Source organism: Clostridium vitabionis, from assembly GCF_015351765.1.
GTDB classification, from domain to species: domain Bacteria; phylum Bacillota; class Clostridia; order Lachnospirales; family Lachnospiraceae; genus Clostridium_R; species Clostridium_R vitabionis.
The window spans coordinates 85147-100066 of record NZ_JADKQA010000003.1 but is presented as its reverse complement, the minus strand read 5'-3'; the positions used below and the strand labels follow the sequence as shown (position 1 = coordinate 100066).

The window sequence follows — 14920 nt, the reverse complement described above, 5'->3', positions numbered from 1 at the left end:
CCCCTCAGCAAGGAGCTGGCTGTTTTCATGGAATCAAATGGTCTGTCTATCAAACTCCCGCGGAGCCGTAAACCAAATTGGGAATTGCAAGAATCAGCTGCGGGAAGAAAACCGTAATTGCAACCGTAATTCCGATCGCGATGAAATAAGGAACCGCATACCGGGAGGTCTCCTCAACCTTGCAGTGCATGATATCAGAGCAGGTATAGAGCGCAACGCCAACAGGCGGTGTCGAGCATCCCATCGTGACGATAGTCATCATAATGATGCCGAAGTGCACCGGGTCAATGCCATAACGCTGGATGATCGGAACCAGAATCGGTGTGACAATCAGCGTGATGACCGTTGTCTCCATGAACATACCGAAGACCGTGAGCATGATGATGATCAGCAGAAGCAGGAGATATTTATTGGAGGTTAGGGAGACCAGCATTTCTGTCAGTGTCAGCGGAAGCTGGTCATAGACAACTCCATAAGAAAAGATGCCAGAAAAGGCAAGGATCATCGTGATTACCGACAGATCCTTCACGGAATCGGTAACACACTGCTTGAACTCATGCCAATCCAATTCCTTATAGATAATCACACCAACAAACAGGGCATAGAAGCAGGCAAACGCACCGGACTCGGAAGGTGTCATGACACCGAAACGGATGAAGATGATCAGAAGGATCGGGAACATCAGCGCCCAGATGCTCCGCCCGCACTCTGCAAGGATAACCTTTGGCGGGCTCGGCTTATCATGATCCGGCTTATACCCGTAGTGATGCGCGGACCATGAGGTTGCCACCATCATCGTCGCGCACATGATGAACCCCGGAACGAAGCCTGCGCAGAACAGGCGCCCGATACTGACCTCCCCGACGGTTCCGTAGAGGATCAGGCCCATCGATGGTGGGATCGTCGCCACAATAAGGCCGGTCAGGCAGTTAACTGCTGCCGCCCATCCGGGGGCATAGCCGCGCTTGGTCATTTCCGGTCCGAGGATGCGGCACTCCATCGCGGCATCCGCTACGGCGGAGCCGGAAACACCGCCCATCAGGGTGGAAAGAACAACCGAAACCTGGCCGATCGAGCCCCACATGTGCCCGGTCAGGACATTGGAAAGGCGCACCAGCCTCGAGGTGATTCCGGTGTGATTCATCAGATTGCCCGCGAAGATGAACAGCGGGATCGCGAGCATCGTGAAGGACTGCGTAGTGGAAAGTGACTTCTGGACAAGAATTGTCCACGGGATCTCCGGGCGCATTAAGAAGAACGCGAAGCCCGAAATCGCGATTGCAAAGGCAACCGGCATGCCCAGGAAGAGCAAAACGAGGAAAAATCCTATTGCGTTTAACATTTATTTGTCCCCCCAATCCTGAACCGGCCGTTTGATATCATGGATAAATTTCTCAAGAATGCCAAAGAACATTAAAAATGAGCCCACCGGCACAGCCAGTGTGCACCACGCGTAACTCAGTGGCAGGGTATTAAAGGTGCGCAGCCAGCTTTGCGAAACAAGGGTAGCTCCGTAGATAACAAGGATTCCCAGGAATGCCAACATCAGCACATCAAAAACCACCATCAGCAGCTTCTGGAGAATCTTCGGAAACTTATTGACGATCATATCAATCCGGATCAGATCACCCCTGCGGATGACAACGTCAGCGCCGATAAAGGTAAGCCATCCAAATGCCAGAAGGGAGACATCCTGCGCCCAGTTGATGGGATGATGAATTGTCCTGGCAATTGCGGAGGCAAAAACCAGCGTGGTAATGACCACCAGTAAAAAGCTGGTCACCGCTTCCTCTACCAGCAAAACCTTGTGTGAAAGTGTCTTCATAAACTTTCTCTCCTCTTATCTGATAAAGGAGGGTTCTGACGAAATCAGAGCCCTCCTTCCAAGTTTCTTAACAGTCCTTCACGATGCAGATATTTGTCTGTCCTGACAAATCAATCCAGCCGCGTCTGCATGCAAAAGGCCAGCGCAAGAGGGATTAGTTCTTGCCGATCTCTTTGTAAAGCTGAGCTCTGAGATCTGTGAAGCCGAGTTCATCATACTCGCCCTGGACAGCATCCTTGAACGGCTGAAGATCAGGTGTATTCACCTGCAGGCCGGCCTTTACCATTTCCTGCTCATCCTTGTCGCACTCACTCTCAACTTCTGCCGCGGTCTCCTTACCGACCTCCTGAGCGGTGGTTACCAGGAGCTCCTGCAGGTCTTCCGGAAGGGAATTGAACCACTGGGATCCGCAGAGCAGGCCCTGCATCAGCTGGAAGTGGCCGGTCTTGGTCTGGTTCTTGCAAACCTCATAGATTCTGGACGGATAGCAGGAAGTGTTCTGAACCTCGCAGCCATCCAGCGCCTTGGACTGAATTCCGTTGTATACTTCGCCCCAGGACATAGATACCGGCGTAGCGCCCATATAGCTCATCGCCTTTGTGCAGACATCCTGGCCGATGGTGCGGATACGAAGGCCCTTCAGGTCGTCCGGAGAATTGATCTCTTTGTTGGTCATGAAATGACGCGGGCCATCATAGAACGTGAAGGAAAGCACCTTGATGCCCTGCTTCTTATCCAGTTCATCGACCCAGCCCTTGAAGGTATCGGTCTCTGTCACCTTCGCGCATTCGTCATAGTTATCAAACATGTAAGGCATCATCAGGATGGAGAAATCCTTTACGTACTGGCCGCATCTGGAGGCGTCGGTGTTAACCGCGACATTTACGCCCTGAATCGCCTGCTCCAGAACATCCTCATCGCCGCCGAGCTGTCCTGCCGGGAATACGGTAACCTTGAGCCTGCCGTTCGACTTCTCATTAAGCTCATCTGCCAGCTTCTGATAAGACCTGGTGATCATCGCCTGCTCGGTCTGAGAAGTGGAAATCTTGAGTTCATAGGTCTTGCCGTCACTGGCAGCAGCTGCTGTTGATCCGGACGCGGCACCCGCTGCTTCAGAAGCAGCGGCAGAGGATGCGCCGCTGGACTTGCCCGCGCTGCTCGAGCCGCCGCATCCTGCCAGGATGCCAGCGCCCATGATGACCGACATTGCGACTGCAACTAACTTTTTGTTCATAACTCCCTCCCATGAATGACATTCCGCAGGATCATCTGCAAAATGTATACCAGTAATTGTGATTCTAGGTTAGTCCCTTCTCTTTAATTTGTCAATTAAATATAAACACTTTCTAAACGTCCATCGGCATTTTTGTGTGAATGCACATATTTTCTTGACATAATTGTGCATTTTGTCAGTTTTCCATTTCTCTGCTTATTGTGGTATGATAAAAGCGTATATATTTGTACCAGTCCGCAGTGAATCTCACTGGTATGGCAGTAATTGAGGGATGGAAGTATGAATAAGGAAAACCAAAGTAATCCAGGAGCCGCGGTGAGCCTCTCGGAAAAGATTCATCACAGCTTGTGGGAAAAAATTGTCACACTGCAATATATGCCCGGTGAGAAGCTCAGCGAGGCCGGAATTGCCAGGGAATTGAACTGCAGCCGCATCCCTGTCCGGGAAGCCATTAAACGGCTGGCCTCGGAGGGGGCTCTGGATGTCTATCCGCAGCGGGGAAGCTTTGTGTCCCGGATCGATTTACGGCAAGTTTCCCAGACCCGCTATCTGCGTGAAATCCTGGAGACTCATGTTGTTCTGGAAGATTATGACAAAGGCCTGCTGGATCCTCTTGTCCCGATACTGAATACCATGGTTCACCAGCAGCTGGAGAAAATAAAATTTAATGAATTAGAAGACCTGACGTCGCTGGACAATGACTTCCATGACATTTTCTATCATATCGATGACAAGGGATTCGTCCAGAAACATACCGGGCGCTACGACGTACACTACATCCGCGCAAGAAGATTTGCCCTGGGAATCGAGCATGATTCGACCCACCGTTTCGATGATACCCACAACATCGTCCTGCAGCATCAGAAGATCATCGACGCCATCACCCGTCACGACAAACAAGGTCTGTCTGACATGCTGGTTGAGCATTTCCGGAACATCAATTACACCCTCCACAGCCAGGTCGAAGCGGGGAATCTGGCGGATGTATTCTGCAATGTCGATGACCATTAACCGATCGGTATGTTCACCCTTTATCCACACGCTGTGCCTCCGCGGAAGAATTTGCTCTTTTATTTCTTCCCGGCGCTGTGAAGATTTCGAACAATCGTATAAATATTGATACTCCCCAGGCCTAATGGCTGTGTCCAGTCAAGGCCTGTTTTTTTATTCATAAAATCACAGAATTTCTCCTGATCCGCAGGTGTAAGCGTTGCGAAATCAACCATATAGGCCTGATATTTGTCCACAAACAGATACGCATAGTTTTTTGAACTGACCAGCCGGATAATTTTTTCGTAGGCACACTCTGTTTCCTCCTGCTGTGTCTTGCATACCAGTTTTTCCGGATAAAAGGAGTAATTCATTGCTAATGTTTTGCCGCGCATCGCATACGCCAGCTGGCTGCCGCGGCGGCTTGGTGCCTTTGGCGCCATCCCAAAAAGAATACACCCCAGAGCAAGCAGCAGAAAGCTGAGTGTTGAAGTCCCGTTAGCGATACCAATCAAAATCAGGGCAACAGAAACCGCATACCACGCCAGCCGATACCACGGGTGAAAGACATTGGTTACCGTCTGATCCAGCAGGCGCACAGTTTTCTCATTATATTTTATTTCCGCCCGGAAAACCGGATATCCATTACTCTTCACATTCTACCCCCATTGTGGAAAAATCAAGCAGGCTCCCAAAAAACGTAACGAGCTCATTGTATCATCTGGAATTGTTGACGAAAAGACTCCTTCGGCACCCATTCCTTTTTCTTAAGAGATTTTAGACTTTTTTAAGGGGGGTAACATATTTGAGACACATTTTTCCGGTATAGTATAGACAGTTGATCGATAGATCAACCGCAGGCAAAACTTTTTCAAACAACTATCGGACAGCAGACGCTGTCCGTCCCCCCTCTTAGTTGTGTTTATAAGTTATTGTTTGCTCCTTAGATACCTACCATTCCCCTTTTAAAGAGAAAGCCTCCGGCGCACGCCGGAGGCTTTCTCTTGTACTACAGCTTGTTTTTTTATTCACAAAGTTCACAGTTTTTTTATTTTTTCAACGCAGATGGAACACAATTACCCGGTATACTGTAGTCAAGTTGTTCGGGAGAACATACTTAAGCGAAAACTTTTTCATACTCAAACCGGGCAGGCAAAACTGCCCGGTCCCCCCCTCTGAAAAATTATTTTCTTTTACATAAATCATTTCCCTGGAAAAGCCCCCGGCATTTCGCCGGGGGCTTTTCCGTACAGGCGGAGCATCTCGTCCAGGCTAACCCGGACTGCCGATCAATCGATGCTCTCCACCGCGTTCTCGACAGCCTTCCCGACTTCCTCGGATTTTCTGTCGGCGTCGTCCAGGGAGCTTCCCTTGACCCCGTAGTAGAACTTGATCTTCGGCTCTGTCCCGGAAGGTCTCACGCAGATCCAGGCATTGTCCTCCAGGTCATAGTAAAGGACATTGGACTTCGGGAGGCCGGTCGGTGTGACTGTGCCGGTCTTCACGTCGCGGATGGTATCCCGCGCGTAGTCGCGGACGGACAGAACCTTAAGGCCGGCAAACTCGGCAGGGGCATTTGCCCGGAGCGTGTCCATGATGCGCTTCATCTTGGCCGCGCCCTCGATGCCGTCAAATTCCAGGGACTTCACGGTATCCTTGTAATACCCGTACTTCCTGTACATGTCAAGCATGGCATCCCAGAGTGTCTTGCCCTGCATCTTGTAGTAGGCTGCCGCCTCGCAGAGCGCCGCGGTGGCGGAGACGGCATCCTTGTCGCGGGCATACGGGCCGATCAGGCAGCCGTAGCTCTCCTCCATGCCGAACATGTAATGGCCGATGCCCGTCTGCTCCTCGCGGAGAATCTGCTTGCCGATCCATTTGAACCCGGTCAGGACTTCCACGAGACGGCAGTTGTAGTGCTTCGCGACCGCATCAACCAGGTTGGTCGTCACGATGGACTTGACCACCTCGCCGTCGGACGGGATCTTGCCGTTCTTCTGCTTCTGGCTGAGGACATATTCGCAGATCAGGGATCCGGACATATTGCCGGTCAGCGGGTGGTATTCCCCAGTCTCCGCGTCCTTCACATAGACACCGAGGCGGTCAGCATCCGGATCGGTAGCCAGGACAAGGTCGGCGTCCTTCTCCTTCGCGAGCTTTAAGCCGAGCTCAAAGGCCTGGCGGCTCTCCGGGTTCGGGTACGGCGTGGTCGGGAAATCCCCGTCCGGATTTTCCTGCTCCGGAACCACATAGAGGTGCTTGAAGCCGAGATCCGTGATCACACGGCGGACAGGGATGTTGCCGGTGCCGTTTAACGGGGTGTAGACGATCGTGATGGAATCCGCCATCTTGTCGATCGCGTCCTTATTGACCACCTGGGCTTCAACGCAGGTGATGTACTTGTCGTCCATCTCCTTGCCGAGCGTGACATAGAGCCCCTTCGCCTTCGCCTCGTCCGCGCTCATGGTCTTCACGGTGTTCCAGTCATCGATCGCGAGAACCTCCCTGGTTACGCCCTCATCGTGGGGCGGCGTGAACTGGGCGCCATCCTCCCAGTAGACCTTATAGCCGTTATATTTCGCCGGGTTGTGGCTCGCGGTCACATTGATGCCGGCAATGCAGCCGAGCTCACGGACAGCAAAGGACAGCTCCGGGGTCGGGCGGAGGGACTCAAATCGATATGCCCGGATGCCGTTCGCCGCGAGCGTTCTTGCCGCCTCATCGGAGAATTCCGGGGACATATGGCGGGAATCGTAGGCGATCGCGACGCCCTTGTCCTGCCCGCCCTGCTTGATGATGTAGTTGGCAAGGCCCTGGGTTGCCCGCCTGACCGTGTAGATGTTCATGCGGTTGATGCCGGCCCCGATCACGCCGCGGAGCCCGGCGGTCCCGAATTCCAGATCGCGGTAGAAGCGATCCTCGATCTCTTTTTCATCACCGGCGATGGAGCGGAGTTCCTCCTTCGTCTGCTCGTCGAAGTACGGGTCGTTCATCCACTGCTCATAGATTTTTTTGTAATCTTTCATGGTTTACCCCCTGCAGAGAAATTCCGAATTACAGTTAAGATTATACATCATTTTTCCGACGGAATGGGGAAATTTAAGGCATATTCCATAAGCTTTCCCCGCTCGTTCGCCGCCGGGTCACGGAGGACGAGCGCAAAGCAGGCGGCAAGGATTTCCCCCATCCTCCTGCCCGGCTTTAGCCCGGCCCGGATCAGGTCGCCGCCGGTGACCGCCATGTCCTTCATCCGGTAGCAGTCGCCCCGCCGCCGGATCTCCTCCGCCATCTGCCGGATGTGTTCCGCCTTGTCCCGGTGCTCCGGGCAAATGGTCCCGCCGAGCAGGAGCAGCCGATCAAACAGGGCATCGCTCATCCGGCTCATCTCCCGGCGGACCACGGCCTCCTCGGGGTCTGATGCCCCGCCCGGGGCGGCTCCGCGGACAGTTTCGGACGCCATCGAAAGTCCGGCCTCCTCCGGCAGAAAGCCGAGCGTCCAGCCCCCGGTGAGCGTCTCCACATCCCGTATCGTGTCATTGTCCATTTTCAGCCCGCGGAGAACCTTCCTGGCGCGTTCCGCCCCGGCGCCCGCAAGAAATGCCGACCAGCGCAGGGATTTTTCCGCGGGAAGGCCTGCCGCCGCAAAGAGGCGGCTCCGGAGGAGCTCCTCCCCGACGGCGAAGGCCTCGGCAAATTCCGGGCCGATATACCGGTCCATCCCGGAGGTGTGGACGTCCAGGATTTTGTCCGGATGGCCGGAGAGCAGGGTTTTGGTGAGCTCCACCTGGATCCGCTCCCGGCTCACATGGACGAGGTTCGGCGCGATCTCGGCGAGTGCTTTCGCGGTCTCCTCCTCGACCGCAAAGCCGAGCTGCGCGGAAAACCGGATTGCCCGGAGGATCCTGAGTGCGTCCTCCGTGAACCGTTCCCGGGGATCCCCCACACAGCGGATCACCCGCCGCCGCAGGTCCCCGATTCCGTCAAACTCATCCACAAGCCCTGCTGCCGGGCTGTACGCCATGGCATTGATCGTGAAATCGCGCCGTTTCAGGTCTTCCCGGAGGCTCGGGGTGAAATACACCCTGTCCGGATGGCGCCCGTCGGCGTAATCCCCGTCAACCCGATAGGTGGTGATCTCATAGCCGGTCTTCCCGATCATCACAGTCACGGTTCCATGCTGGATCCCGGTGTCCACCGTCCGTCGGAACAGGGCTTTCACCTGGGCAGGCAGTGCCGATGTCGTGATGTCCCAGTCCTCCGGCGTCCGCCCGAGCAGGGAATCCCGGACGCAGCCGCCGACGGCAAATGCCTCGAACCCGGCATTTTCCAGGTTTTTCAGGATCTCCCGCACCGGCTCCGGCACTTGGATGACGATTTCTTTTTTCTCAGGCCACGGTTCTTTCATAGACTAATATTCCTTTCGCCGGGACGCGGCAGGGATCCCCATCTCCTCCCGGTATTTCGCGATCACCCGGCGGGATACACAGATGCCGCCGGCAGCCAGCCGATCGCAGATTTTCTGGTCGCTGAGCGGTTTCTTTCTGTCCTCCCCGCCGATGATCGCGCGGATTTTCTGTTTGACCGCGTCGCTGGACGGCCCTTCCGGAGCTGTGCCGGGCGCGTGTCCGGAAGCTGCCCCGCTGGGGAAGAAATAGTGCAGCGGATAGACGCCGCGGGAGCACTGGAGATATTTGCCCCGCACCGCACGGCTCACGGTGGACTCATGAATGTCCAGCGCTTCCGCCACGTCGGAAAGGCGAAGCGGCACCAGCGGCGCCCCGGGGACGGTGAAGAATTTTTTCTGTTCCAGGTAAATCTGTCTGGCGATCCGGAGCAGGGTCTCATCCCGGCGGGCGATGCTGTTCTTGATCCACTCCGCCTGGCGGATCTTATTTTCCAGGTAGCCCCTGACCTCCGGATCATCGCTCTCCCGGAAAAGACTGCTGTAATAGCTGTTGATCCCCACCCCGGGATAGAGGCTGTCGTTCAGCAGGATGTCCGTATGGTCAGGAAAGCGCACGATCAGCACATCCGGGGTGATGTACCGAAGCTGCTGGCGGTCGGAAAAAGAGTTGCCCGGCTTCGGGTTCAGGCGCCGGATCACGGAACAGGCCTTCTTCACTTCCTCCAGGGAAATGCCGAGGCTCTTCCCGATTGCCGGAAGCCGGTTCCCGGCGATATCCTCCAGATGGTTCTCGATCACCCGCCGGATCTCGTCCGTGAGCAAGCCGTTTCTCTCCGCCTGGATCGTAAGGCACTCCTTCAGGCTTCGCGCGCCGACCCCGGCGGGATCAAGCCCCTGGATCACCTTCAGCATGGTGAGGATTTCCGTCTCGGGAACGCCGAACCGCTTCGCGATAAAGTCTGTATTTTCCACAAAATATCCTGCCGAGTTCAGGCTCCCGATCATAAACCGGAGGATCTCCTGCTCCCTGTCGGTGAAATCCCCGGTGATCAGCTGCGCGTGCAGATATTCCTCCAGGCTTTCGCCGCGGCTCACATCGAAATTGAAGGCGTCGCGGGAATCCTCATCGTCGGGATCCTTGTCCGCGAGGGAGACATAGCCGCGGTCGCGGAAGCTGTTCAGCCATTCATACTTCTGAATACGGTCGTCCCCGTCCTTCGCTGCCGGGTTCTCCTGGATGTCGATCACCGGATTTTCGAGCGCCTGCTCCTTCAGGTAATCGGAAAGCTCCTGCGCGTTCATCTGCAGGATACGCGCGGACTGGATCAGCTGCGGGGAGAGAACCTGCTTCTGAACCATCTCCATACTCATGCCCAGCGATGTTTCAGAACTCATAGAACGATACTCCTTTCCCTGATCCCGCCCCGGTCTTCGGAAAAGTGCCGGCGGCATCAGGACAATCTATCATCAACGCTCTTGAACAATTTCTATTATACGGGATATCGACGGCTTTTGAGCGAATATTTTGAAAAATATCCCCGGTTCCTCCGGTTGAAAAGTGGGGTCAAGACACAGAAAGGCGGTTCCACGCTCACCGGAAGTGCACGTAGAACCGCCCGATTTTTTGCTCAGGGTATGATTTCGGGGATACCGCCCGCTTCGCGGCAGCTTCCGATCAGTACGCCTTGCCCCAGTAGACCATCTTCTTCGCAGGCTTGCCGCAGACCACGCACCGGTCTCCGAGGCTCTCCTGCTTGAACGGGATGCAGCGGCTGGTGACGCCGGCGTATTCCTTCAGCTTGTCCTCGCACTCGCGGCAGCCGCACCACATCGCGCGGATGAAGCCCGGCTTGTTGTCGGCAATATCCTTCAGCTCCTCGAGGCTGTGGGCGTCAAAGGTCATCGCCCTCTGGCGGGCCAGGGCGCGCTCAAAGAGATCCTTCTGGATCTGATCCAGCATCCCGCCGACCTTGGCAGCAAGCTCATCCATAGCCACCGTGACTTTCTCATGGGTATCGCGGCGGACAAGGACAGCCTGTCCGGCGGCAACATCTCTCGGTCCGATCTCAACTCTCAGCGGGATGCCGCGCATCTCGCAGTCGGCGAACTTATATCCCGGCGTGCGATCGGAATCATCTGTCTTCACCCGGTAACCGGCGAGGAGCGACTGGATCTTCGCCGCGGCTTCCATGACGCCCGGCTTGGCCATCTGGATCGGAACGATCTCCACCTGAACCGGAGCGGCCTTCGGCGGGAGAATCAGGCCGTCGTCGTCGCCGTGCACCATGATGATGGCGCCGATCATCCGGGTGGTCATGCCCCAGGAGGTCTGGTTCACATATTTGATGGTATTGTCCTTATCCACATACTGGACGCCAAAGGCCTTCGCGAAGCCGTCGCCGAAGTTGTGGCTGGTGCCGCACTGCAGGGCCTTGCCGTCGTGCATGAGTGCCTCGATGGTGTAGGTCGCCTCAGCGCCGGCGAATTTTTCCTTGTCTGTCTTCTGTCCGCGGACAACGGGGATCGCCAGGAACTGCTCGGCAAAATCCGCATAGAGATTGAGCATCTGCTGTGTGCGCGCCTCGGCATCCTCAAAGGTCGCGTGTGCCGTGTGGCCTTCCTGCCACAGGAACTCGCGGGAGCGCAGGAACGGCCGCGTGGTCTTCTCCCAGCGGACGACAGAGCACCACTGGTTGTACACCTTCGGCAGATCCCGGTAGGAGTGGACATCCTTCTTATAGAAATCGCAGAACAGCGTCTCCGACGTCGGACGGATGCACATGCGCTCCGGCAGCGGCTCAAGCCCTCCCTGGGTCACCCAGGCAACCTCCGGGGCAAATCCCTCGACGTGATCCTTCTCCTTCTGGAGAAGGCTCTCCGGGATCAGGAGCGGCATGTAGACATTCTCCACCCCGGTCTCCTTGAAGCGGCGGTCAAGCTCGCGCTGGATATTCTCCCAGATCGCGTAGCCGTAAGGCTTGATTGCCATAAATCCCTTGACGCTGGTGTACTCGATCAGCTCCGCCTTGCGGACGACGTCGGTATACCACTGTGCAAAATCGTCCTCCATGGAAGTGATCTCTTCCACGAGTTTCTTATCCTTTGCCATCTCAGACTCCTTTAACTTTATATAAATTCAGCATTGTCTGCAATAGTTCGAGTTTACTCTGCACTGCCGTTTTTGTCAATGAAACCGGCATTTTCCGCATATTCCGGGAAGTCCCTCCGGAGCCTGACCAGGAAGGCGTGCACCAGCATGGCGGTCATCCCCCAGAGGGAGGTCTTCTCCCCGAATTCGGCGAGATCGTAGAAATAGCCGATGCGCCTCGTCCGCCGGAACGGGTAATTCCGCCCGCCGGGGATGAGCTCAAAGGGGTAATCATTTCCCGGCTCGGTAACCAGGAAGGTCTCGGCCTGCCTCGCCGGGTGGGCAAAGAACCAGCCGAGCGGCACTTCCAGCACATGGTCGACCTCGTCCCTGGAAAATGTCCCCGCATACTCCGGGAGCTCCGCGAGGAAGCACCAGACATTTCCTCCGCCGGGGCTCTCGATCTCAAAGAGGGGCGCGATCACGCTGATCTCCCCCTCCGTGATCCTGAGCTCCTCTGTCGCCTCCCGGACTGCCGCCATGAGGGGCGTCTCCCCGTCCTCGATGGCGCCGCCGGGGAAGCAGATCTCCCCGGGCTGCCGGTCAAGATCCATCGCCCGAACCTCGAAGAGAATGCGGTATTCCCCCTCGCGGGGAATCAGGCAGAGCATCACCGCGGCGCCATTCTTTCCCGAAGTGGGAATGCGCCGGAACGGCTGATCCTCCCACTTTTTCTTCATCCGGCTGACAAGGTCTCTATTCATGGCTTTTCCCGCTCCTTTCCCGCAAACCGGCTCCGCGCCGGACGCCTCCCGCAATTCTCCCATCGGCAGAAAATGACTGCCGATCCGGTGATTCGCGCCGGGCATATCCCGATATTCCGCTGTTCAGTATCCCTCCACGCGGAAGCCCGTCTCTTCCGGGACGGTGGGGATCTTCTTCTGCTCCACCCTTGTGATATGGATAAATGTCCCTTTTTCCAGAACAGTGATCAGGTGGCGGATATTTTCCTCCTCCCCCTGCACCTCCATCTCGACACGCCCGTCCCAGCAGTTGGTGACCCAGCCGGTCAGCCCCAGATCCCGCGCCGCGTACTTCGCCCGGTAGCGGAAACCGACGCCCTGCACCATGCCGCTGAAATAGATATGCTCGCGAATCATCCGCATTCCCCGCTTTCTTTAAGGATTCCTGCCGCCCGGAAGCGGTCGAAGGCCTCCCCCTCCGCCCGGGCGGAATATGTCCTCTGCCGTCCGTCCCGGGGATGCCGGAAGGTGAGCTCTACGGCACAGAGGGCCGGATTGATCCCCCGTCTTTCCCGGAAGGCGGGGTTGTACTTGGGATCCCCGTAGAGAGGAAGCCCGCGTGAGGCAAACTGGACCCGGATCTGGTGATGGCGCCCGGTGACGAGGTGAACCCGGACAAGGGTGAGCACGCCGGAATCCGGATCCGGGATGCTGCCGAGCACCTCAAACCGGAGAACCGCCTTCTTCGCCCCCGGGGTGTCTTTATCCACCGCGCGGGTGAGATTTGCCCTCCCGTCTTTCACCAGGAAATCCACCAGCTCCCCGGAGTTATCCACAGGTTTTCCACAGAGGACCGCGAGGTAGATTTTCCCCGCGCTGTCCCCGGAAAGCCCGGCAGAGAGCGCCGCCGCAGCCTTCCGGTTCTTCGCGTAGACCATGATGCCGGCAACCTGGCGGTCCAGGCGGTGGATAACTGCCAGATACGGAGGTGCACCCGCTGTGGAGGATTTTGTGGATAACTTTCCTCCGGCACCGCGGGCTTCCTCCGCCAGATGATTTTTCAATAGGCTCACCATGTCCGCGCCGAGGCCGCGGCTCTCCTGGGCGTCCACGCCCGCCGGCTTATACACCACGAGGATGTCCGCATCCTCCGCATAGATTTTCAGCTTCTCCACAATTCCCTCCTGGCCGGATTTACCCCATTGCTGCTTACTACTCTACACGAAAAAATGCCCTGCCGCAATGGCAGGGCAGCCTTGGTCCGGCTCAGCCCAAAAGTACCTGCACCTGATCCCGTTTTTCGTACAGGACGCAGCCCGGCTCCGGGAAATGCAATCGAGGATCACCCCGCACGTGCTGAACAGGGACAAAAAGGCAGCCTGTCCTTCCGCGCAGGCTGCCTTTTCCTATCCTTTGATCCCTGATGTCCCCGGGCTGCTCAATTCCGTCGTCCCCTGATGTTCCCGGGCGCTCAATTTCATTACTTCTTAATGTCCTCGGGCGGTCAGGAATTTCCCTCAAATCCCGGGATCACGATCCGGTTGCCGAAATGGTCACCCTCCGGACGGCGGCGGGGCGCTGGTTTCTGGCTGTTCTTCGGCGTGCTGTCTTTCCCCTGGGCGGCAGCATCCGGAGCGCCCTGCTGCCCCTTCGGCGCGTACTCATTGCCCGTCGTCCGCCGGATATTGGAGTCCAGGAAACGGTTGAAGCCGAGCCAGCCCTCCTGTCCGGTTCCGGCACCGCCGCCATTCAGCGCCTCGGTCATCGTCTCCAGCTTCGCGTCCGCATTGTCCGCGAGGTTGAGCGCGAGAGCCTCGAGAAGCGCCGGCTTCTTCGGGGAGCCGTACTCCAGCTCGCCGTGATGGGCAAGGATGCAGTGCTCGAGCTCCCGTCCCAGCTTCTCCGGGAAGCCGTCAATCTCGCGGATCCGGTCATGAACCATCTGCGCGCCGATCACGATATGGCCAAGAAGCTGGCCCGCGTCGGTGTAGTCATTTTCCGGAAAATCCGAGAGCTCCACGGTCTTGCCGATATCGTGGAACAGGGCCGCGGTCAGCAGAAGATCCCGGTTGATCAGGGGATATTGGGAAGAAAAATACTCACACAGCTTCATGACGCCGAGCGTGTGCTCCATCAGGCCGCCGACAAAACCGTGGTGGACGCTCTTCGCCGCGGAGTGGTAGCAGAAATTCCGGAGAAATGTCTTGTCGTCCACGTAGTAGCTCTCACAGAGCTTCTTCAAATGCGGCTCGCTGATGGAATCAATCAGGGTCTTGATCTCCTGGTACATTGATTTCAGGTTCTTCGAGCTGACCGGGAGATAATCCTCCGGCTTGTACTCCCGCTCGTCCGCGCGGCGGATCCGCCGGATATTCAGCTGGAGATTGCCGTTGTAGGTGATCACCTCGCCCTCGACAGCGACATAGTCGAGCGCGTCGAAATCCATAATGCCCGGGGAGCTGACATCCCAGATCTTGGAATCCACCGTCCCGCTCTTGTCCTGGAGGGTGACATTGACATACTCCTTGCCGTTGCGGGTCATCGCCGACTGCTTGTGCTTGCAGAGGTAGACGTCCGCCACATGGCATCCCTCGGTAAACTGTCCAATATATCTCATTTGGTTTCCTTCCTGTCC

General features: G+C 56.5%; 12 protein-coding genes and 1 pseudogene. 1 reads left to right on the top strand and 12 read right to left on the bottom strand.

Translation table 11 applies throughout. The features are described 5' to 3' along the window. Window positions 1-49 precede the first annotated feature (49 nt). The 3 genes from ISF27_RS07600 to ISF27_RS07590 form a co-directional block, all read right to left on the bottom strand. Window positions 50-1342, bottom strand: coding sequence for a TRAP transporter large permease (locus tag ISF27_RS07600; protein WP_194610799.1), 1293 nt, complete (start codon window positions 1340-1342; stop codon window positions 50-52). Continuing rightward, window positions 1343-1825, bottom strand: a complete 483-nt coding sequence (locus ISF27_RS07595; RefSeq protein ID WP_194610797.1) for a TRAP transporter small permease — start codon at window positions 1823-1825, stop codon at window positions 1343-1345. Between the two features lie 154 nt (window positions 1826-1979). Next, window positions 1980-3059: a C4-dicarboxylate TRAP transporter substrate-binding protein gene (locus tag ISF27_RS07590; RefSeq protein WP_194610795.1), complete on the bottom strand. Its 1080-nt coding sequence runs from the start codon at window positions 3057-3059 to the stop codon at window positions 1980-1982. A 279-nt stretch (window positions 3060-3338) separates the two neighbouring features. Between ISF27_RS07590 and ISF27_RS07585 the strand changes: the two genes are divergently transcribed. Next, complete coding sequence (locus ISF27_RS07585; RefSeq protein ID WP_194610793.1) at window positions 3339-4070, top strand: GntR family transcriptional regulator; 732 nt, start codon at window positions 3339-3341, stop codon at window positions 4068-4070. Between the two features lie 59 nt (window positions 4071-4129). On the opposite strand, the gene ISF27_RS07580 is transcribed toward ISF27_RS07585, so the two are convergent. The 9 genes and pseudogenes from ISF27_RS07580 to ISF27_RS07540 form a co-directional block, all read right to left on the bottom strand. Then, a complete protein-coding gene (locus ISF27_RS07580) occupies window positions 4130-4705 on the bottom strand; it encodes a YcxB family protein (RefSeq protein WP_194610791.1) in 576 nt (191 codons plus the stop codon). Between the two features lie 633 nt (window positions 4706-5338). Next, window positions 5339-7075, bottom strand: a complete 1737-nt coding sequence (locus ISF27_RS07575; protein WP_194610789.1) for a phospho-sugar mutase — start codon at window positions 7073-7075, stop codon at window positions 5339-5341. 47 nt (window positions 7076-7122) lie between these two features. Next, window positions 7123-8454 (bottom strand): CCA tRNA nucleotidyltransferase, encoded by a 1332-nt coding sequence (locus ISF27_RS07570; protein ID WP_207727417.1) that lies wholly within the window; start codon window positions 8452-8454, stop codon window positions 7123-7125. A gap of 3 nt (window positions 8455-8457) precedes the next feature. Beyond that, window positions 8458-9849: an RNA polymerase factor sigma-54 gene (rpoN, locus tag ISF27_RS07565; protein WP_194610787.1), complete on the bottom strand. Its 1392-nt coding sequence runs from the start codon at window positions 9847-9849 to the stop codon at window positions 8458-8460. A 280-nt stretch (window positions 9850-10129) separates the two neighbouring features. Continuing rightward, window positions 10130-11563 (bottom strand): proline--tRNA ligase, encoded by a 1434-nt coding sequence (gene proS, locus ISF27_RS07560; RefSeq protein WP_194610785.1) that lies wholly within the window; start codon window positions 11561-11563, stop codon window positions 10130-10132. 53 nt (window positions 11564-11616) lie between these two features. Beyond that, window positions 11617-12369: an NUDIX hydrolase gene (locus ISF27_RS07555; RefSeq protein ID WP_194610783.1), complete on the bottom strand. Its 753-nt coding sequence runs from the start codon at window positions 12367-12369 to the stop codon at window positions 11617-11619. Window positions 12370-12429: 60 nt separating this feature from the next. Then, window positions 12430-12708 carry an acylphosphatase gene (locus ISF27_RS07550; RefSeq protein WP_194610781.1) on the bottom strand — a complete coding sequence of 93 codons (279 nt, stop codon included), beginning with the start codon at window positions 12706-12708 and terminating at the stop codon, window positions 12430-12432. Further along, window positions 12699-13460, bottom strand: a complete 762-nt coding sequence (locus tag ISF27_RS07545; protein WP_328701552.1) for an RluA family pseudouridine synthase — start codon at window positions 13458-13460, stop codon at window positions 12699-12701. The genes ISF27_RS07550 and ISF27_RS07545 overlap by 10 nt, the downstream gene beginning before the upstream one ends. A gap of 494 nt (window positions 13461-13954) precedes the next feature. Continuing rightward, window positions 13955-14902: pseudogene (locus ISF27_RS07540) on the bottom strand (3'-5' exoribonuclease YhaM family protein); the annotation flags it as partial. Window positions 14903-14920 lie beyond the last annotated feature (18 nt).